Here is a 16,054-nt window from a genome sequence, read left to right as displayed (position 1 = left end):
TATCTCCTGTGTGCGGCGGCCTGCCCTGTGAGCATGCCCGCCCCGGCGACGGATCGGGCGGGTACGGCCCAAGCCGCCGCCGGCCACGCGAAATTCGGTCCGGCTCAGCCTGGCGACGGGCTCGGCCGGAGCTGGTCACTGCCGGACCATGCAGGTCACCGCGTTGGGGTGCACGGGCGGCTCGGCGGGCCGCTCGGCGATCATGGTGTAGCCGGCCCGCTCACCGGTACGCAGGGCGTAGCGGTTCTGGCTGTAGAAGCAGATCGTCCCCACGTCCAGCCGTTGCAGCGCGGCGATCACGTCGTCACGTTCCGGCCGCTCCACCCTCGGGCCCCCGTTGGCGAACGTGGTCAGCAGCAGCCGGTCCTGCGAGAACTGCGAGTTGATGTCGTACTCGACCAGGAAGAAGTCGCGGGGCAGCACCACCCGGGGTGCGCTGCTCATCACCGGAATGGTCCGCATGATGCTCGCCGGGGCGAGCACCAGGCCGTCCGGACGGTCGAGGTCGATGATGAACTGCGCGATGGCCTGCCGCTGCGGCCGAATCTTCCAGGTGGGCTCCTCGTGCACCAGCACGCCGCTGCGTTCGTCCCACATCGGCACGGCGTAGACGGCGAACGAGGTCACCATCGCGGCGGCCAGCACCACACCGACCACGGCCCGCACCACCCGCAGCCGGGTGGGCAGCCAGACGGTGCAGAGCAGGCCGATCAACGCCGGGACGGCCAGCAGCCAGGGAACCCGCCAGAGCACCACCGAGATGCCGGTGACCGCGCTGAGCCACTCCAGCACCCCGGGAACCAGCAGGACGCTCAGCGTCAGCGCACCGCCGGCCGCGAGCAACGCCGGGGTACGACGGCGGGCCAGCAACGGACCGCACCACAACGCGAGCCCGCCGATCACGCCCACGATGCCGATCTCGAAGGTCCGCCGGTAGGTGTGCGCGGCGTTGTAGAAGTTGACGTCCGCCGCCGCCTCGTTGGCGGACGTGCCGATCAGCAACTGGGTGACGACCACCGCCCCGACCGGGTAGGCCAACGCGGCGACCCCGGCGACCAGCGCCGAGGACCAGCGCCCCACCAGCAGCATCATCAGGGCCGCCCCACCGACCAGCATCGGCAGGATGATCGCCGCGGTGGTGGTGAGCCCGATCGCGGTGATCGACAGGGCGACGATGAGCACCAGGTTCCGCTTGGCGCGGTCGTCGAACCAGCGGGTCAGGTAGAGCCACATCAACGGCACGACCGCGGAGACGAACATGCCCTTGCCCTGGTAGAGGCGGGGCAGGTGGAAGGTGCCCAGCGCCGCGTCCGGGCCGCAGACCAGCGCCAGGAAGGTGATGGCCACGGTGAAGGCGAGCACCGGGCGGCGCGGCGCCCACCGCTGCACCAGCCGCCACAGCGCCAGTACCGCCAGGACGGCCAGGACGGGCAGCAGCAGGTACCAGGTGGCCGAGGCGGCCGGGATGCCGAAGAAGCGGGCGAGTGCTCCGGCGAAGACCTCGATGCTGGCGACCGGGGGCTGCGAGGCCATCGCCGGGAGCACGTTCTCGCTGAACAGGAAGTCGTTGAGGGGGACGATGTCGCGCTCGGCCACCCAGACCGAGCGGCCCACGTAGTAGATGTCGTCGGGGGTGCTGCGGGCCAGGTAGAGCGAGGCGACCGCAGCCACCCCGGCGATCAGCAGCGCGTACACCGACTGCCAGGCCTTCGGCGCGGGGGCGTCCGCCCGGGTCGGCGGGGTGGTCCGCCAGGTCTGCCAGGTCAGCAGCACCACACCGACTGCCGCGACGAGCCCGGCGGAGCCCGGAACCCACCAGGAGATGTCGGCACCGGCCGGGGTCCCGGCCAAGCCGGCCGTGATCGCCGCGACGGTGCCGACCAGCAGGGTCAGCACCGTCCCCCACCGCTGCGCCACGCTCATCCGTCCGGCCCGGTCGACGGCCGACGACGCCGGCACCGACGACTCGGCCGCGCGGGAGGCGGGTTCAGGATCGGAGGCGGCTTCGGCCGCGGCTTCCGGGTCGGAGTCGGAACCCGGGGCCGGGACGGAGTCGGCGTGCGCGGGCTCGGGCGTGGGTTGCGGCATCGGTGCCGGTTCCGCCGTCTCGGCCGGCCCCGGGGTCGCGCGTCGGCGTCGCCGGCGCAGGCCGAGCCGGAGCAGGACGGCGAGCACGGCCAGCACCGATCCGGCGACGAGCCAGATGCGCAGTGTCAGCGACGGGGCGAGGCCCAACGGGAGGGCCGCGTGGTAGAGCAGCGTCCAGAGCGCGAAGGCCAGCACGGCGCAGTCGGTCAGCAGCGCGGGTATCGCCGCGATGCCGTCACGGACCCCACCGAGCACGACCCGGATCCGGCTGCGGTGGACCGGAGCGGGTTCGGCCGGTTCGTCAGCCGTGCTGATTGCGGCGACAGCGACCGAGTGGTCGGTCATCGACACGAGCGTCCTTGTCGTCGTACGGGCAGGTGCGGCTCAGGCGGACGGCTGTCGCTGCGGCAGCCACCGCGCCGAGCGGATCCACCGAGGGTAGTAGCCGGCTCCCCGGGACCGGTGGTGGCGGTGGCGGTCCGTGCCCGGGTCGCGGTGCCGGCCCGAGCCAGCCATACCCCGGGCCCGCCCAGCTCAACCCGATGCCGGCGATGCACGCTGACGGGGCAGGGGGTCCACCCCGCCCAGCGCCCGCAGCACCGAGTCCACCAGGGTTTCCAGGTAGCTGTCGGTGACCGGGGTACGGGCGATGGCCAGCCGCCAGTACAGCGGCCCCACGATCAGGTCCACCGCCGCGTCCGGATCGGTCGTGGCCGGCAACTCGCCCCGGTCCACGGCACGGGTGATCAGCCGACCGGCGACCTCCTGCTGCCGGGCCCGCAGTACCTGCTGGAGCGTCTCGTCGATGGTCGGGTTGCGGGCGGCCTCGGCGAGCAGGTCCGGGATGATCTGCGCGGCCAGCGGGTGCCCGAGCGCGTGCGCCACCACCTGGAACAGCAGGGCAAGGTCGCCGCGCAGGCTGCCGGTGTCCAGGGCGGGCAGTCGCGCGCCGGCGGCGGCGGTGACCACCTCCAGGACCAGGTCGAGCTTCGAGTTCCAGCGGCGATAGATTGCCGTCTTGCTGACTCCGGCGCGGCGGGCCACCGCCTCGATGGAGAGTCGGCCGTAGCCGACCGCGGCGAGTTCCTGCATCAGGGCGCGGCGGATGGCCGTGGTGATTTCTCCACGAAGCACCGCCGCACCGGCCGGCGCCCGCCTCTTCCCGGTCGTCACCTGGGACTCTTCTCGGCTGTCACGCAGGACAATGTACCGCAACGACGGTACGGTTGCGTCCCGACGTATTTCGGACTAATGTCCACGCAGCGGCGAGGCGGCGCTCCGGGTACGAACACGCTAGATTCCATCGTCGCGAACGCACCCGCCGGCTCGACAAGATCGGAGCGCCCATCCCTATGGCCAACAGCACGCTGGCCGATCCCGACTCCGGCCTTCCCCCTGCGCAGCTGGCCGCCCGGCACGGGCTGCGCATGGCCGGTCAACGCCCCTCCCTGGGCACCTACAGCCGTCAGCTCTGGCGCTACCGGCACTTCATCACCGCGTACGCCAATGCGAAGCTGGCGGCTTCGTTCAGCAACGCCCGCCTCGGGCAGCTCTGGCAGGTGCTCACCCCGCTGAGCAACGCGGCGGTCTACTACCTGATCTTCGGTCTGGTGCTCCAGCAGAGCCGGGGGATGGACAACTTCATCGCCTACCTGACCGCCGGGCTGTTCATCTTCAACTTCACCCAGACCAGCGTGCAGCAGGGCACCCAGGCGATCAGCGGCAACCTGGGGCTGATCCGCGCCCTGCACTTCCCCCGGGCCAGCCTGCCGCTGGCCATCACCATCACCCAGTTCCAGCAGCTGCTCGGCTCGATGGTGGTGCTGATCGCCATCGTGCTGGTCACCGGTGAGCCGATCACCCTGATGTGGCTGATGCTGGTGCCGGCGGTGCTGCTCCAGACGGTGTTCAACGCCGGGCTGACCATGACGGTGGCACGGCTGGGTGCCAAGGCCACCGACCTCAAGCAGGTGATGCCCTTCATCCTGCGGACCTGGATGTACGGCTCCGGCGTGCTCTACAGCGTCGAGCTGTTCGCCGAGAACCTGCCGGGTTGGGCCACCGCCATCGTGCAGTTCAACCCGATGCTCGTCTACATCGAGCTGGCCCGCGTGGCGCTGCTGGAGAACACTCCCCTGCTCAACGACTCCCTGCCGCTGACCTGGCTGGTCGCGATCGGCTGGTCGCTCGTGATGGGCCTCGGGGGCTACCTTTACTTCTGGCGCGGCGAACAGGAGTACGGCCGTGGTTGATCACCTCGCGATGTCCAACGACGTGACGGTGACCCTGCCCCGGATCCAGGATCGGATCCCGACGGTGGTGGTGGACGACGCGCACGTCGTCTACCGGGTGCACAAGGGTGCCGCCGGCAGCCACAGTCCGGTGGCCGCGCTGCGGCGGCTGGTGACCCGCACCTCGACACCGAACGTGCGGGAGGTGCACGCGGTGCGGGGTGTCACCTTCACCGCGTACCGGGGCGAGGCGATCGGGCTGATCGGCACCAACGGCTCCGGCAAGTCGACCCTGCTGCGGGCCATCGCCGGGTTGCTGCCGGTGGAGCGGGGCGCGGTCTACACCGAGGGCCAGCCGTCCCTGCTCGGGGTGAACGCCGCACTGCTCAACGACCTGTCCGGCGAGCGCAACGTCACACTCGGCTGCCTGGCCATGGGCATGTCCCCGGCCGAGGTGCAGCGCCAACTCCCGGAGATCATCGAGTTCTCCGGGATCAACCAGCGGGGTGACTTCGCCTCGCTGCCGATGCGCACCTACTCCTCCGGCATGTCGGCCCGGCTGCGGTTCTCCATCGCCGCCGCCAAGCAGCACGACGTGCTGCTGATCGACGAGGCCCTGGCCACCGGCGACAAGCGGTTCCGCAAGCGCAGCGAGGCCCGGGTGCGGCAGCTGCGGGAGAACGCCGGAACGGTGTTCCTGGTCAGCCACCAGCTCTCCTCGGTACGCGACACGTGTGAGCGGACAATCTGGCTGGAATCCGGAGTAATCAAGATGGATGGCCCGACCGATGAGGTATTGAAGGCATACGAGGCGTTCACCAGCGGGAAGTAGAGTTTCGGTGAATGTCCGGCATCGTTCGGGCGACAGCGCCGCGTCCGAACGATGCCCACCCGCGTTATCGTTCATCCCGTCGTCCCGTCGACAACACCTTCCGTTCACACAACCCCCCACCGCCATGTACCGAGAGTGAGGACCGGCAATGACGCAGGACCAGACCACCGATTCGGGCACCACGCCGCAGAACGCGGCGCCGTGGCGACCCTCACGGACGGTGGCCGTGGTGCTGGCCGGCGGCACCGGTACCCGGCTCGGCCTCGGCATCCCCAAGCAGCTGCTGAAGATCGCCGGTAAGCCGATCATCGAGCACACCCTGGCCGTCTTCGAGGCCGCACCGGAGATCGACGAGATCATCGTGCTGATGGCCAGCGGTCACGTCGCCGAGGCGCAGCAGATCGTGACCAAGGCCGGCTTCCGCAAGGTCACCAAGGTCATCGAGGGTGGCGACACCCGCAACGCCACCACCCGCATCGCCCTGGACGCGGTCGGCGAGCAGGACTGCAACATCCTCTTTCACGACGCGGTACGGCCCCTGCTCAGCGGCCGGATCGTGCGGGAGTGTGTGAACGCCCTCTGGACGTACTCGGCGGTCGACGTGGCCATTCCGTCGGCCGACACGATCATCCAGGTCGACGAGAACGAGTGCATCACCGACATCCCGGTGCGCTCCACGCTGCGCCGGGGGCAGACCCCGCAGGCGTTCCGGTCCAGCACGATCCGGGAGGCGTACCGGCGGGCCGCCGGTGACCCGAACTTCGCCGCCACCGACGACTGCGGTGTGGTGCTGCGCTACCTGCCCGAGGTGCCGATCAAGGTGATCGACGGCTCGGACGAGAACATCAAGGTCACCCACCCGGTCGACGTGCACCTGGCGGACAAGCTCTTCCAGTTGGCCGCCGCCAAGGTGCCCCGCCTGGCCGACCAGCGCACCTACAGTGACGAGGTCGCGGGCCGCACGATCGTCGTGTTCGGCGGCAGCTACGGCATCGGCCACGACCTGACCGAGCTGGCCCGCCGCTACGGCGCCCAGGTCTTCCCGTTCAGCCGCTCCAGCACCGGCACCCACGTCGAGCGCCCGGCCGACGTCGAGGCCGCGCTGAAGACGGCCTTCGAGGCCACCGGGCGGATCGACTACGTGGTGGTCACCGCCGGCATCCTGGAGAAGGGCGCGCTGGCCGAGATGGATCAGGAGACCATCGACCGGGTGCTCCAGGTCAACTTCGTCGGCCCGGTCACGGTCGCCCGGCAGTCGCTGCCCTACCTGCAGCACACCAAGGGTCAGCTGCTGCTGTACACCTCCAGCTCGTACACCCGGGGTCGGGCGGACTACGCGCTCTACTCGGCGACCAAGGCCGCCCTGGTCAACCTCACCCAGGCGCTCTCGGACGAGTGGGCCGAGCTGGGCGTACGCGTCAACGTCATCAACCCCGAGCGGACCGCCACCCCGATGCGGACCAAGGCGTTCGGCACCGAGCCCGAGCACACGCTGCTCGCCGCCGAGATCGTCGCCCAGGCCTCGTTGGACGTGCTCGTCTCGGAGCTCACCGGCCAGGTGATCGACGTGCGCCGCTCCCCGGGCGAGACGCCGACCCCTGTCGTGCCGGCCCAGGGCAGCCGGTCGACCAGCACCACCCCCGTCGGCTGACCGACGCACGACGACCGCGGAAGGCAGCACCGAGATGCGTGGTGACCTGGTCAGGAAGCTGGCCGCCCGGGGCCTGGCCACCGGTGCGGCAGTCCTGGCGTTCATCGTGGTCGCGCTCACCGGCGCGACCACCTGGGGGCTCGCGCTCTCGGTGCTCGCCCTCGCCGCCACGGTCTGGGAACGTCGCGTCCGCCCCGGAGCGGACAGCGGTGCGGAAACCACACTGATCGCGGCCGGGGTGCTTGTCGGTTACGCCCGGCAGCTCGACGCCGGCTTCGACCCGGCCCTGGCCGGTACCGCGCTGATCCTGCTGGGGCTGATGGTGCTCACCGGCCCGCTGCGCGACGCGGGGCACCTGGAACTGCGCGCCGCCAACCTGCCGGTACGCACCTGGGTGCCGCAGGTCACCGCCCGCCTCGGTGACCTGGTGGCCGCCCTGCTCGCGGTATTGGCGCTGGCCGCACTGGCGGCGCTGCCCGCCGTCGTCGCCCTGGCCGCGAGCCTGCTGGCCGGTGGGGCCGTCGGCGCGGTCGCCGTCAAACTGGTCCAGCGACGGATGCGTCCCGCCTCCGGTGGCTCCCCGGTGACCCGGGAGCTCCGCCGGCACCAGCCGGAGTTCCTGCTCTACTTCTCCGCCCCGCCCGGCTCCGAGTACCAGGTCACCATGTGGCTGCCGTACCTGGAGCGGATCGGACGGCCGTTCGTGGTGATGCTGCGGGAGCCGGACGCGCTGCCGGTCATCGCGGCGGCGACCACCGCTCCCGTGCTCTACTGCCCCACCCTGCGCAACATGGACGAGGTGCTGGTGCCGAGCCTGCGCGCGGCGTTCTACGTCAACCACGGCGCCAAGAACAGCCACTGCCTGCGCTTCACCCAGCTCACCCACATCCAGTTGCACCACGGCGACAGCGACAAGGCCTCCAGCGCCAACCCGGTGTCGGCGATCTTCGACCGGATCTTCGTCGCGGGCGAGGCGGCCATCGACCGGTACGCCCGGGCCGGGGTGGACATCCCGGCCGACAAGTTCGTGGTGGTCGGCCGCCCCCAGGTCGAGGCGATCGAGGTGGGTACCGGCCCGACCGGCCCCCGGCCGAACCCGACGGTCCTCTACACCCCGACCTGGACCGGGCACCACGCCGACGCCGACTACTGTTCGCTGGGCGTGGCCGAAGGACTGTTGTCGCGGCTGCTGGACCGGGGTGCCACGGTGATCCTGCGGCCGCACCCCTACACCACGCAGAATCCGACCTCGGCCCGCCAGTTGGCGCGGCTGCACGACCTGCTCGCCGCCGACCGGGCACGTACCGGCCGTCAGCACCTGTTCGGTGCCGCCGCGAGCGGGCTGACCCTGGCCGAGTCGGTGAACCGCGCGGACGCCCTGATCTCCGACGTCTCCGGGGTGGTGTCGGACTGGTTGTACTCGGGCAAGCCGTACGCGGTCACCGACACCGGCGCCGACGGTGACCGGTTCCTCGAACGGTTCCCGCTGGCCGCTTCCGGTTACGTGTTGCGCCGGGACATGGTCAACCTCGACGAGGTGCTGACGCAGCTGCTCCAGACCGATCCGCTCGCCGGGGTCCGGTGGGCCACCCGTCGCCGATACCTCGGCGACTTCCCGGCCGAGACGTACGCCGAGGCGTTCCTGGCGGCGGCCCGGCGCGAGCTCGACCCGTCCTGGTCCGCCCCGACTCCCCGCACCGCCAGCGACTCGCCGCTGTCCCCCGCCACCTGAGCACCGCCAGCGCCCTGACCGGACGCCTCCGTGACGGCAGCCCGGTCAGCGTACGGCGTCGAGCAGAGCCAGCACGGCCGCCGGGTCCTCCACGTGGGCGTTGTGGCCGAGCCCGGGCAGCGTCACCACCGGTACGCCGTACTCCTTGAGCTGCGCGTCGGTGACCATCGGGTCGTGCTCGCCACGGGCCAGCAGGACCGGCGCGTCGATCGTGGCCAGCAGCGCACCCAGGTTGGGCTCGCCGACAGCGAAGGCGCTCGGGTCCATTGCCAACCGCCACCGGCCGTTTTCCTGCCGTAATCCGGCCGCCACGGCGGGATCCTCCGGGCTGAGCAGGTCGGCCAGCCCGGCGACCCGCAGGTAGCGGCGTGCCGCCTCGTCGCGGCTGTCGAACCAGGTGACCGGGCGGGCGGCCAGATCCGTGGCACGGGACAACTCCGCCGGGGACCACACCGCCTTGATGCCGAGCCCGACCACCGCGTCGACGGTGACCGCCCGGCTCACCGCGGCGAGCGCCAGCCCGACCACCCCGCCGAGCGAGTGGCCCAGCACGATCACCCGGTCGCCGGGGTGCAGGCTCGCGGCGACCTGATCGGCGAGGGCGGCGAACGAGTACGCCGGCAGCGGGGGTGACGCGCCGTGACCGGCCAGATCGGGGGCCATCCACCGTCCCGGCCACCGCTGGTGCAGCAGCGGTGCGCAGGGCAGCCACCCGTCGCCGGTGGCACCCATCCCGTGCAGCAGCAACAACACCGGCGCGCTGCCCCGCTCACCCGACTCCGTGATCATGTCGGGCAGTCTGCCACCGCCCGGGCCGGTCGGCGAGAGCCGCGACCGGGATACGACACCGGGCGCCGACCCCGAAGGGTCGGCGCCCGGCACGAACAGCAGGAGTCAGGACGAATAGCCCCGGGTGGCAGCCCAGTTGGCCAGGTCGATGGTGCTCAACCAGTACGAGTAGTACGACGCGTCGGCCGAGTCGGCGATCTTCACCATCCGGCCCTCGTCCTCGTAGCCGACCACGGCGACGTAGTGGCCGCCGGGGAAGGAGTGCCAGCCACCGGCGGTGTCCACGACGCTGCCGGCGACGTTCACCACGACGCCACGCCCGTCGGAGATGGCCGCCACGACATCGGCCTGGAGCTGGTCCATCTGGGCCGGGGTCGCCGAGCCACCGGGGATCATCGTGGTCTTGTACGGCTCGCCCTTGACCGCGGCGTTGAGCGCCCGAGTGGTGTCGTACGCCGAGTTGGTGCCGGCGAAGGTGGTGCCGAGCTGGGCGGCGAGGGTCTCCTGGCCGCGCTCGATGCCGGCGGCGCTCAGCGCGTTGCGCACCGCGGCCGGGCCGCAGTAGTAACCGTTGATCTGGGCCTGGTAGTCGTACGACAGCACCTTTTCCGCCGGCGGCTTCGGGGCGGCCTTCTTACTGGCCACGTCCGGGTCCGCCGTGGCGGCCCGCGCCGACGGCGAGGCGGCGGCGCTGCTCGGCGCGGCACTGCTGGGGGCGGCGCTGCTCGGCGCGGCACTGCTGGGAGCGGCGCTGCTGGGGGCGGTGGCGACCCGCGCCAGGGAACGGGAGGCCGCACTGTCGTCGCGCAGCTCGGCCACGGCGGCCGCGGTGGGCGCGTCGACCAGGTTGTCGTCGGTCCGGGCGACCAGGGCACCGGCGCCGGTGGCCAGCACGAGGGCCGCCGCCGACGTGGCGAGAAGCTGATAGGGGCGTTCGGTGGCCAGCTTACGGAGCTGACGCTTGAGGGTGTGCTTCACGAGATCCTCCACGGGCTGAGGGGTGGACGGGTGGGCCTGGCTCAGGCTGCGGAGAGCGGACCGGCGAGCGCAGGCACCACGGTGCCGTGGAGGCGGGGGAATATCGGGGGGATCGAATTGTGCTGCACGAGGACAGGAACTCCTTCCGACACCGCCGACCGGGTTAGCTGACGGATTCGGGCGGGAAGATCGCCCTACCGCGAGCCGTGGCTCACGGATTCACCCCAAGTGGTGCAGTGGTTCCCCGGTTCGTGTGATCACGATTGAGCGGGTCGGCGCGGCGTCGCCACTTGCGATCATTTACCGCACCGGACAGGGCGACACTACTGGTCGGTATCGCTCCTGCCAAGCCTGCCCTGACCTGCTTAAACCTGGTCCGGTGCGATTATTTTCGGGTATCGCGGAACTGTCGTCGCTCAATGGGACAGCGCTCGCGGACATCCCTGTCGGGGCGGTAACCGGACCGGACGTTCACAATGTCCCCGCACATTGCGCCCCACCTTCGACGTCTGACCCACGTTGACCGATTCGGCAATTACTGTGACCGGGGTCACCGAATTTCGGCCCACCTGTTGTTGAACCGGCGTGGTCGCGACGGCTCATCCCACCCGGGCCGGCCGCCAGCGCAGGGTCGCTGCGGGCCGACCGACGACCACCCGGCGCGGCACCGGCAGCGGGTTCGGCCGTAGCCGCTGCGCTGCGGCGTACGCCTCGGTGGAGAGCGCGCGGGCGGCGTCGGCGGCGAGTTCCGCGGCCCGCCAGGCGTCGCGTTCCTGCTGCGCGGCCGCCTGGTAGGCCGCGAGGCGGCCGTCACGTACCACCCGGGCCAGGAAGATCTCCTGCTCGGCGGGGTGCCGTCGGGGATCCCAGCCGGCCCGGTGGGCCAGCGCGTCGGCGAGTTGCCGCCCGGTCAGGTCGCCGCGCCAGTATGCGGCCATCGCGGCGTGGTGCAGCCAGCGCTCCCGAGCCGCGTACTCGGCGGGGGTCCGGGGCGTACCGGGGCTGGGCCAGGCGGTGGCGGCGGCGAGCCGTCGGGCGGCGGCCTCCGCCTCGTCGTACGCGGCCCAGGCGCGGTCGAGTTCCGTCTGCGCGCGGTGCCATGCGGCCCGGCGGCGGCCGGCGTTCTGCGCGGCGCCCGCCGCGGCGACGGCGACCTCACCGGCGTAGCGACGCTGGTCCGCGACATCGTCGTGGTCCGGGAGGTCCGGGGTCCGGTCGGTCGGCGGGACCGGCTCGGGCCGGGCGACAAGCGCGGTGAGCACGCCCAGCGCGAGCACCAGCAACACCGACCAGATGGCGGCGGCCCGAGGCGCGTCGATCAGGAACTGGTAGAGAACGGTCTTCTCCATGTCGATACCTCACGGAAGCGGATGTGGCGGCCCGGGGTGCCGCCGGTGGCGGGTCGCCGGGTCGCGGCGGATCGTCAGGGTGGTGGAGCGCGGCAGGACACCCACGGTGGGGGCCCGATCGCAGAGGGCCGTCCGGGTCAACCGACGGTACGGGCGGGGATCAGGCGCCGGGCGGGGCGCGGCCGCACCGCAGACCCGAGGTGTCCACCGCAGGAGGCTGATCGTCGGCAGCCGCGCCAGCCAGGTCGACGCCCTGGTCGGTCCGCGCCGACGGCACTGGTGCCGTCGCGGCGCCAGCGCCGGGGCGGTCGTCGTCGCCACTCGCCAGTCCATCGGCTGTCGGCGGGATCGCGGCGCACCGGTCGGATGCCAACGCCTCGGTCGGCGGGGCGAAGCTGACCATGCTGGGCTGCCCGGCAGGGCCCGCCGCTGGGCCGAGATCACCGGGATGGGCGGCGGGTGCGGGCATCGTCCAGGCGCCGACGGCGAACGCGGCGGCGACAGCGAATCCGGTCAGCAGCCGTGCCACCCGACGCGCCAACCACCACAGAGAAGGACGAGTGGGGACGATCGGGAGCACGCTGCCACGCTACCGTCAGGTCCCGCGGGCCGCACTGCCGCCGGGCGTGTCGCAGCGAAGAACCTGATTCGGGTCACCCGGAGCGCCGCGCGTCAGCGGAGTGAGCTCACCGTCCAGGCTGGACAGCGGGAGGGGACCGGCGCGGGGCCAGGCGACGCATCATCGGTTGTTCGACGAAGCGGTGCACCAGTGCGGCGAGCCCCAGCGTGAGCGCCAGGAAGCCGATCACGGCGGCCGGGCCCCACCAGCCGGGCAGGCCGGTCCCCCAGTCCCCGGTGATCCGGAGAATCGTCATGATCACGAACACGTGCACCAGGTAGAAGGCGAACGAGACCTCGCCGAGCCAGACCATCGGGCGCGACCGCAGCGGGGAGCGCCGCCCCCGCACGTCGGCGTCCGCCGCCGCGGCGATGACCAGGACGTACGCCGCCGCCAGCAGCGCCGCCCAGAACTCGGCCCGGATCCACTCGGCGGCGGCCACCCAGGTGCCCACGAAGATCAGGCTCGCCAGGGGCAGGCCGGGACCCCGCCACCGCCCGCGCAGCATGAGTTCGGCGGCGGCCACGCCCATCCAGAACTCCAGCGAGCGGACCAGGGGGAACACCTGGGTGAACCACCATCGGCTCTGCTCCGGCACCAGGGTCTGGGCGGGCCACAACGCCAGAATCAGCAGCGGTACGGCGATCACCACGGCCCACAGCTGCCAGGGCCGGGCCCGGCGTACCAGTGGCAGGACCAGCGGCAGGCACAGGTAGAAGAACAGCTCGCAGGAGAGCGACCAGCTCACGTTGTTGACGCTGTAGAAGTACCCGGGACGGGGATCCCAGGCCTGGATCAGGAACAGGTTCTCCAGCGCCGCGACGGGGTTGATCGGATCGGCGAACCAGACGGCGGCCCCCATGGCCAACGCCCAGAGCAGGACGTGGTTCGGATAGATCTTGGCGAACCGGCGCCGCCAGAACCGCCGCCGGGAGTCGCCGGGTCGGGCCGACCAGACCAGCACGAAGCCGCTGAGAATGAAGAAGAACTGCACTCCGGACAGGCCCAGAGTGAAGACCTTGCCGACGACCGCCTGGTAATCCGGCTCGGCGATGATCCGCATGGTGCCGGCGTGAAAGCCGAAGACCAGCAGCGCGGCTATCCACCGCAGCCCGGTCAACGACGGTAGCCGGCTGGCCAGGGCTCGGTCGGTCGCGGAGCCCGGCGGTGCCGCCACCGGTGCGCTGGTCATGCGGGCACCTCCGGCGTCGGCGGCACGCGTCTCTCCTTCCCAGGGCCGGTTGGCCCGTTCCGATCGGCTGCCGGGGCCACCCGGCGTCGCCCGTCGGGCACCCTACCCGCTGACTGATCGATCCACTCGTCGGGTGATCGGTGACCGTACGCTGTCACGCTGTTCAATCGCTTCACCGCTGCCGGCCATGTCTGGTTCCCGTCCTGTCCATCCGGGCGGTCGAGGGTGTCGGCGTGGTCAATCAGCCGACGCAAGCGCCGCTGCTGAGCATCGTCGTGCCGGTCTACGGCGTCGAGGCGTACCTGCGTCAGTGCCTCGACTCGATTCGCGAGGACGTGCCCGCGAACGAGACGGCGGCGGTGGAGCTGATCGCGGTCGACGACGCCTCGCCGGACGGGTGTGGACAACTGCTGCGCGAGTACGCCGCCGAGCACCCCGGCTTGCGGGTGCTGCACCTGGAGAGGAACGTCGGTCTCGGGCCGGCGCGCAACGCGGGCCTGGACGTGGCCACCGGCGAGTACGTCTGGTTCGTCGACAGTGACGACTGGCTGCCGCCGGGCACCATCGCAGCCATGCTCGACCGGCTGCGTACGGACCGGCCCGACGTGATGATGATCGACCATCTCCGGGTGCACGAGTGCGGACGTCGCGACATCGACGCCAGCAGTCACCTGCTGCGCGGGACACCCGGCGTGGTGCGGCTGGTCGACCGGCCGCAACTGCTGCGGGTGCAACACACCGCCTGGAACAAGGTGGTACGCCGGGCGTTCATGGCTGAGCTGGGGCTGCGCTTCCACCCCGGCTGGTACGAGGACATTCCGTTCAGCCATCCACTGCTGATCGGCGCGGATCGGATCTCGGTGCTGGACCGGATCTGTTACCTGTACCGGCAGGGCCGCCAGGGCGCGATCACCTCGACCCGCAGCGGCCGACACTTCGACGCCTTCGACCAGTACGACCGGCTCTTCGCCTGGCTGCGGCAGCACCACCCCGACGGGCGTTGGCATGCGGAACTGTTCGACCTCATGGTCAACCACTTCCTGGTGGTGGTCGGCAACGACGACCGGCTGCACCCGCACCTGCGACGACGCTTCTTCCGCCGGGTCGCCGCGCACTACCGCCGGCACCTACCCGGCGGCGGCTACCCCCGGCCCGGCGGGGTGGCCGGGCTCAAGCACCGGCTGGTCGACCGGAACAACTACCTGGCCTACGTGGCACTGCGCCGCGCCCACCGGCTGGCCGACAGGCTACGCAGCCCGTCGGCCCCACCGCCCGCGACGACCAGCCCCGACGCCGACCACGACGCGGGGTCCGACCCCACCCGACCTCGCACACTGGTGCGGACACATGGAAACGGAACGCGATGACCACGCTCAAGATCGGGCCACATCTGGTCGGCACCGGCGAACGTCCCTTCGTGGTGGCGGAGATGTCCGGCAACCACAACGGTGACCTGGACCGGGCACTGGCCATCGTGGACGCCGTCGCCGCCAGCGGTGCGCACGCGTTGAAGCTCCAGACGTACCGGCCGGACACCATCACCATCGACGTCGACGCCCCGGCCTTCCGCATCTCCGGCGGCCACGAGTTGTGGGGCGGGCAGAACCTGTACCGGCTCTACGAGCGGGCCCACACCCCGTACGAGTGGCACGGTCCGATCTTCGAGCGGGGCCGCGAGCGGGGCCTGACGGTCTTCTCCTCCCCCTTCGACGCCACGGCTGTCGAGTTGCTGGAGAGGTTGGACGCGCCCGCGTACAAGATCGCCTCCTCGGAGTTGGTCGACCTGCCGTTGATCCGGCTCGTCGCCGCCACCGGCAAACCCGTGATCATCTCCACCGGAATGGCCACCCTGGCCGAGATCGACGCGGCGGTCCGTACGGCCCGGTCCGCCGGTGCGAGCGGGATCGTGCTGCTGGCCTGCACCGCCGCCTACCCGGCACCACCCGCCGACAGCAACCTGCGCCGCATCCCGGTGCTCGCCGAGGCGTTCGGCGTACCGGTCGGCCTCTCCGACCACACCCCCGGCATCGGCGTGCCCGTCGCGTCGGTGGCCCTCGGCGCCTGCTTCATCGAGAAGCACATCACGCTGGACCGGGCCGACGGTGGCGTGGACTCCGACTTCTCCCTGAACCCCGCGGAACTGTCGGCCCTGGTGGTCGAGGCGGAACGGGCCCACGCGGCACTCGGCGGCACCGCCATCGGCCCGACCCCGGCCGAACGGGAAGGGCTACGCTTCCGCCGCTCGCTCTACGTGGTCGCGGACGTCCGCGCCGGCGACGAGGTCACCCCCGCCAACGTCCGCTCGATCCGACCGGCCGGCGGACTGTCCCCAGTGGAGATCGACCGCGTCCTGGGCCGCCACTTCACCGCCGACGTCACACGCGGCACCCCGCTCAGCTGGGACCTGATCTGACGATCAGGCGAGCCACCGGGCCGCCGACCTCAAGCTGGCCAACGGGGTCCTGACCGTCACTGACACGACTCGGTGAACAGCCACCGAGACGACACGCAACCTCACCGCCACAACTTCCCTGCTCACGAGCTACTGCGTGGGTTGAAGCAGAGCAAAGGGCGGGTAGGGGACATGGGTGGG

General features: G+C 71.4%; 13 protein-coding genes and 1 riboswitch. Of the genes, 6 read left to right on the top strand and 7 right to left on the bottom strand.

All coding sequences use genetic code 11. The features are described 5' to 3' along the window. Nucleotides 1–135: 135 nt before the first annotated feature. Both VAB18032_RS09310 and VAB18032_RS09305 read right to left on the bottom strand, forming a co-directional pair. Nucleotides 136–2,433, bottom strand: a complete 2,298-nt coding sequence (locus VAB18032_RS09310; protein ID WP_148272227.1) for a DUF6077 domain-containing protein — start codon at nucleotides 2,431–2,433, stop codon at nucleotides 136–138. A gap of 189 nt (nucleotides 2,434–2,622) precedes the next feature. Then, nucleotides 2,623–3,222 carry a TetR/AcrR family transcriptional regulator gene (locus VAB18032_RS09305; protein WP_043720192.1) on the bottom strand — a complete coding sequence of 200 codons (600 nt, stop codon included), beginning with the start codon at nucleotides 3,220–3,222 and terminating at the stop codon, nucleotides 2,623–2,625. Between the two features lie 218 nt (nucleotides 3,223–3,440). Here VAB18032_RS09305 and VAB18032_RS09300 point away from each other — a divergent pair, with 218 nt between their 5' ends. The 4 genes from VAB18032_RS09300 (at nucleotide 3,441) to VAB18032_RS09285 (ending at nucleotide 8,534) form a co-directional block, all read left to right on the top strand. Then, nucleotides 3,441–4,340 carry an ABC transporter permease gene (locus tag VAB18032_RS09300; RefSeq protein WP_013732548.1) on the top strand — a complete coding sequence of 300 codons (900 nt, stop codon included), beginning with the start codon at nucleotides 3,441–3,443 and terminating at the stop codon, nucleotides 4,338–4,340. 10 nt (nucleotides 4,341–4,350) lie between these two features. Continuing rightward, a complete protein-coding gene (locus VAB18032_RS09295) occupies nucleotides 4,351–5,151 on the top strand; it encodes an ABC transporter ATP-binding protein (protein ID WP_043720190.1) in 801 nt (266 codons plus the stop codon). Nucleotides 5,152–5,299: 148 nt separating this feature from the next. Then, a complete protein-coding gene (locus VAB18032_RS09290; protein ID WP_013732546.1) occupies nucleotides 5,300–6,802 on the top strand; it encodes a bifunctional cytidylyltransferase/SDR family oxidoreductase in 1,503 nt (500 codons plus the stop codon). A gap of 34 nt (nucleotides 6,803–6,836) precedes the next feature. Beyond that, nucleotides 6,837–8,534, top strand: coding sequence for a CDP-glycerol glycerophosphotransferase family protein (locus VAB18032_RS09285; protein WP_013732545.1), 1,698 nt, complete (start codon nucleotides 6,837–6,839; stop codon nucleotides 8,532–8,534). A gap of 45 nt (nucleotides 8,535–8,579) precedes the next feature. Here VAB18032_RS09285 and VAB18032_RS09280 read toward each other — a convergent pair whose 3' ends face one another. The 5 genes from VAB18032_RS09280 to VAB18032_RS09260 all read right to left on the bottom strand — a co-directional run bounded on the left by VAB18032_RS09280 (nucleotide 8,580) and on the right by VAB18032_RS09260 (nucleotide 13,461). Then, nucleotides 8,580–9,323: an alpha/beta fold hydrolase gene (locus tag VAB18032_RS09280; protein ID WP_013732544.1), complete on the bottom strand. Its 744-nt coding sequence runs from the start codon at nucleotides 9,321–9,323 to the stop codon at nucleotides 8,580–8,582. Between the two features lie 105 nt (nucleotides 9,324–9,428). Further along, nucleotides 9,429–10,313, bottom strand: coding sequence for a C39 family peptidase (locus tag VAB18032_RS09275; RefSeq protein ID WP_193386296.1), 885 nt, complete (start codon nucleotides 10,311–10,313; stop codon nucleotides 9,429–9,431). A 125-nt stretch (nucleotides 10,314–10,438) separates the two neighbouring features. After that, nucleotides 10,439–10,581: riboswitch (cyclic di-AMP (ydaO/yuaA leader) on the bottom strand. Nucleotides 10,582–10,900: 319 nt separating this feature from the next. Then, complete coding sequence (locus VAB18032_RS09270; RefSeq protein WP_013732542.1) at nucleotides 10,901–11,650, bottom strand: hypothetical protein; 750 nt, start codon at nucleotides 11,648–11,650, stop codon at nucleotides 10,901–10,903. A 160-nt stretch (nucleotides 11,651–11,810) separates the two neighbouring features. Continuing rightward, complete coding sequence (locus VAB18032_RS32780) at nucleotides 11,811–12,230, bottom strand: hypothetical protein (protein ID WP_232510721.1); 420 nt, start codon at nucleotides 12,228–12,230, stop codon at nucleotides 11,811–11,813. A gap of 106 nt (nucleotides 12,231–12,336) precedes the next feature. Next, nucleotides 12,337–13,461, bottom strand: a complete 1,125-nt coding sequence (locus tag VAB18032_RS09260; RefSeq protein WP_013732540.1) for an acyltransferase family protein — start codon at nucleotides 13,459–13,461, stop codon at nucleotides 12,337–12,339. 233 nt (nucleotides 13,462–13,694) lie between these two features. On the opposite strand from VAB18032_RS09260, the gene VAB18032_RS09255 reads away from it, so the two are divergent. Beyond that, a complete protein-coding gene (locus VAB18032_RS09255; RefSeq protein WP_013732539.1) occupies nucleotides 13,695–14,828 on the top strand; it encodes a glycosyltransferase family 2 protein in 1,134 nt (377 codons plus the stop codon). Continuing rightward, entirely contained in the window at nucleotides 14,825–15,874 is a 1,050-nt protein-coding gene (gene pseI, locus VAB18032_RS09250) for a pseudaminic acid synthase (protein WP_013732538.1), read from the top strand. The genes VAB18032_RS09255 and pseI overlap by 4 nt, the downstream gene beginning before the upstream one ends. The last annotated feature ends 180 nt before the right edge of the window (nucleotides 15,875–16,054 follow it).

The organism is Micromonospora maris AB-18-032, from assembly GCF_000204155.1.
Lineage (GTDB): Bacteria > Actinomycetota > Actinomycetes > Mycobacteriales > Micromonosporaceae > Micromonospora > Micromonospora gifhornensis.
Note: the sequence above shows the minus strand (reverse complement) of the source record. Positions and strands in the feature narration are given on the sequence as shown.

Excerpts from the sequence above, each read along its gene's own strand:
- VAB18032_RS09310 (WP_148272227.1), bottom strand. The coding sequence starts at position 2,433 with ATGACCGACCACTCGGTCGCTGTCGCCGCAATCAGCACGGCTGACGAA.
- VAB18032_RS09300 (WP_013732548.1), top strand. The coding sequence starts at position 3,441 with ATGGCCAACAGCACGCTGGCCGATCCCGACTCCGGCCTTCCCCCTGCG.
- VAB18032_RS09295 (WP_043720190.1), top strand. The coding sequence starts at position 4,351 with ATGTCCAACGACGTGACGGTGACCCTGCCCCGGATCCAGGATCGGATC.
- VAB18032_RS09290 (WP_013732546.1), top strand. The coding sequence starts at position 5,300 with ATGACGCAGGACCAGACCACCGATTCGGGCACCACGCCGCAGAACGCG.
- VAB18032_RS09285 (WP_013732545.1), top strand. The coding sequence starts at position 6,837 with ATGCGTGGTGACCTGGTCAGGAAGCTGGCCGCCCGGGGCCTGGCCACC.
- VAB18032_RS09280 (WP_013732544.1), bottom strand. The coding sequence starts at position 9,323 with ATGATCACGGAGTCGGGTGAGCGGGGCAGCGCGCCGGTGTTGTTGCTG.
- VAB18032_RS09270 (WP_013732542.1), bottom strand. The coding sequence starts at position 11,650 with ATGGAGAAGACCGTTCTCTACCAGTTCCTGATCGACGCGCCTCGGGCC.
- VAB18032_RS09260 (WP_013732540.1), bottom strand. The coding sequence starts at position 13,461 with ATGACCAGCGCACCGGTGGCGGCACCGCCGGGCTCCGCGACCGACCGA.
- pseI (WP_013732538.1), top strand. The coding sequence starts at position 14,825 with ATGACCACGCTCAAGATCGGGCCACATCTGGTCGGCACCGGCGAACGT.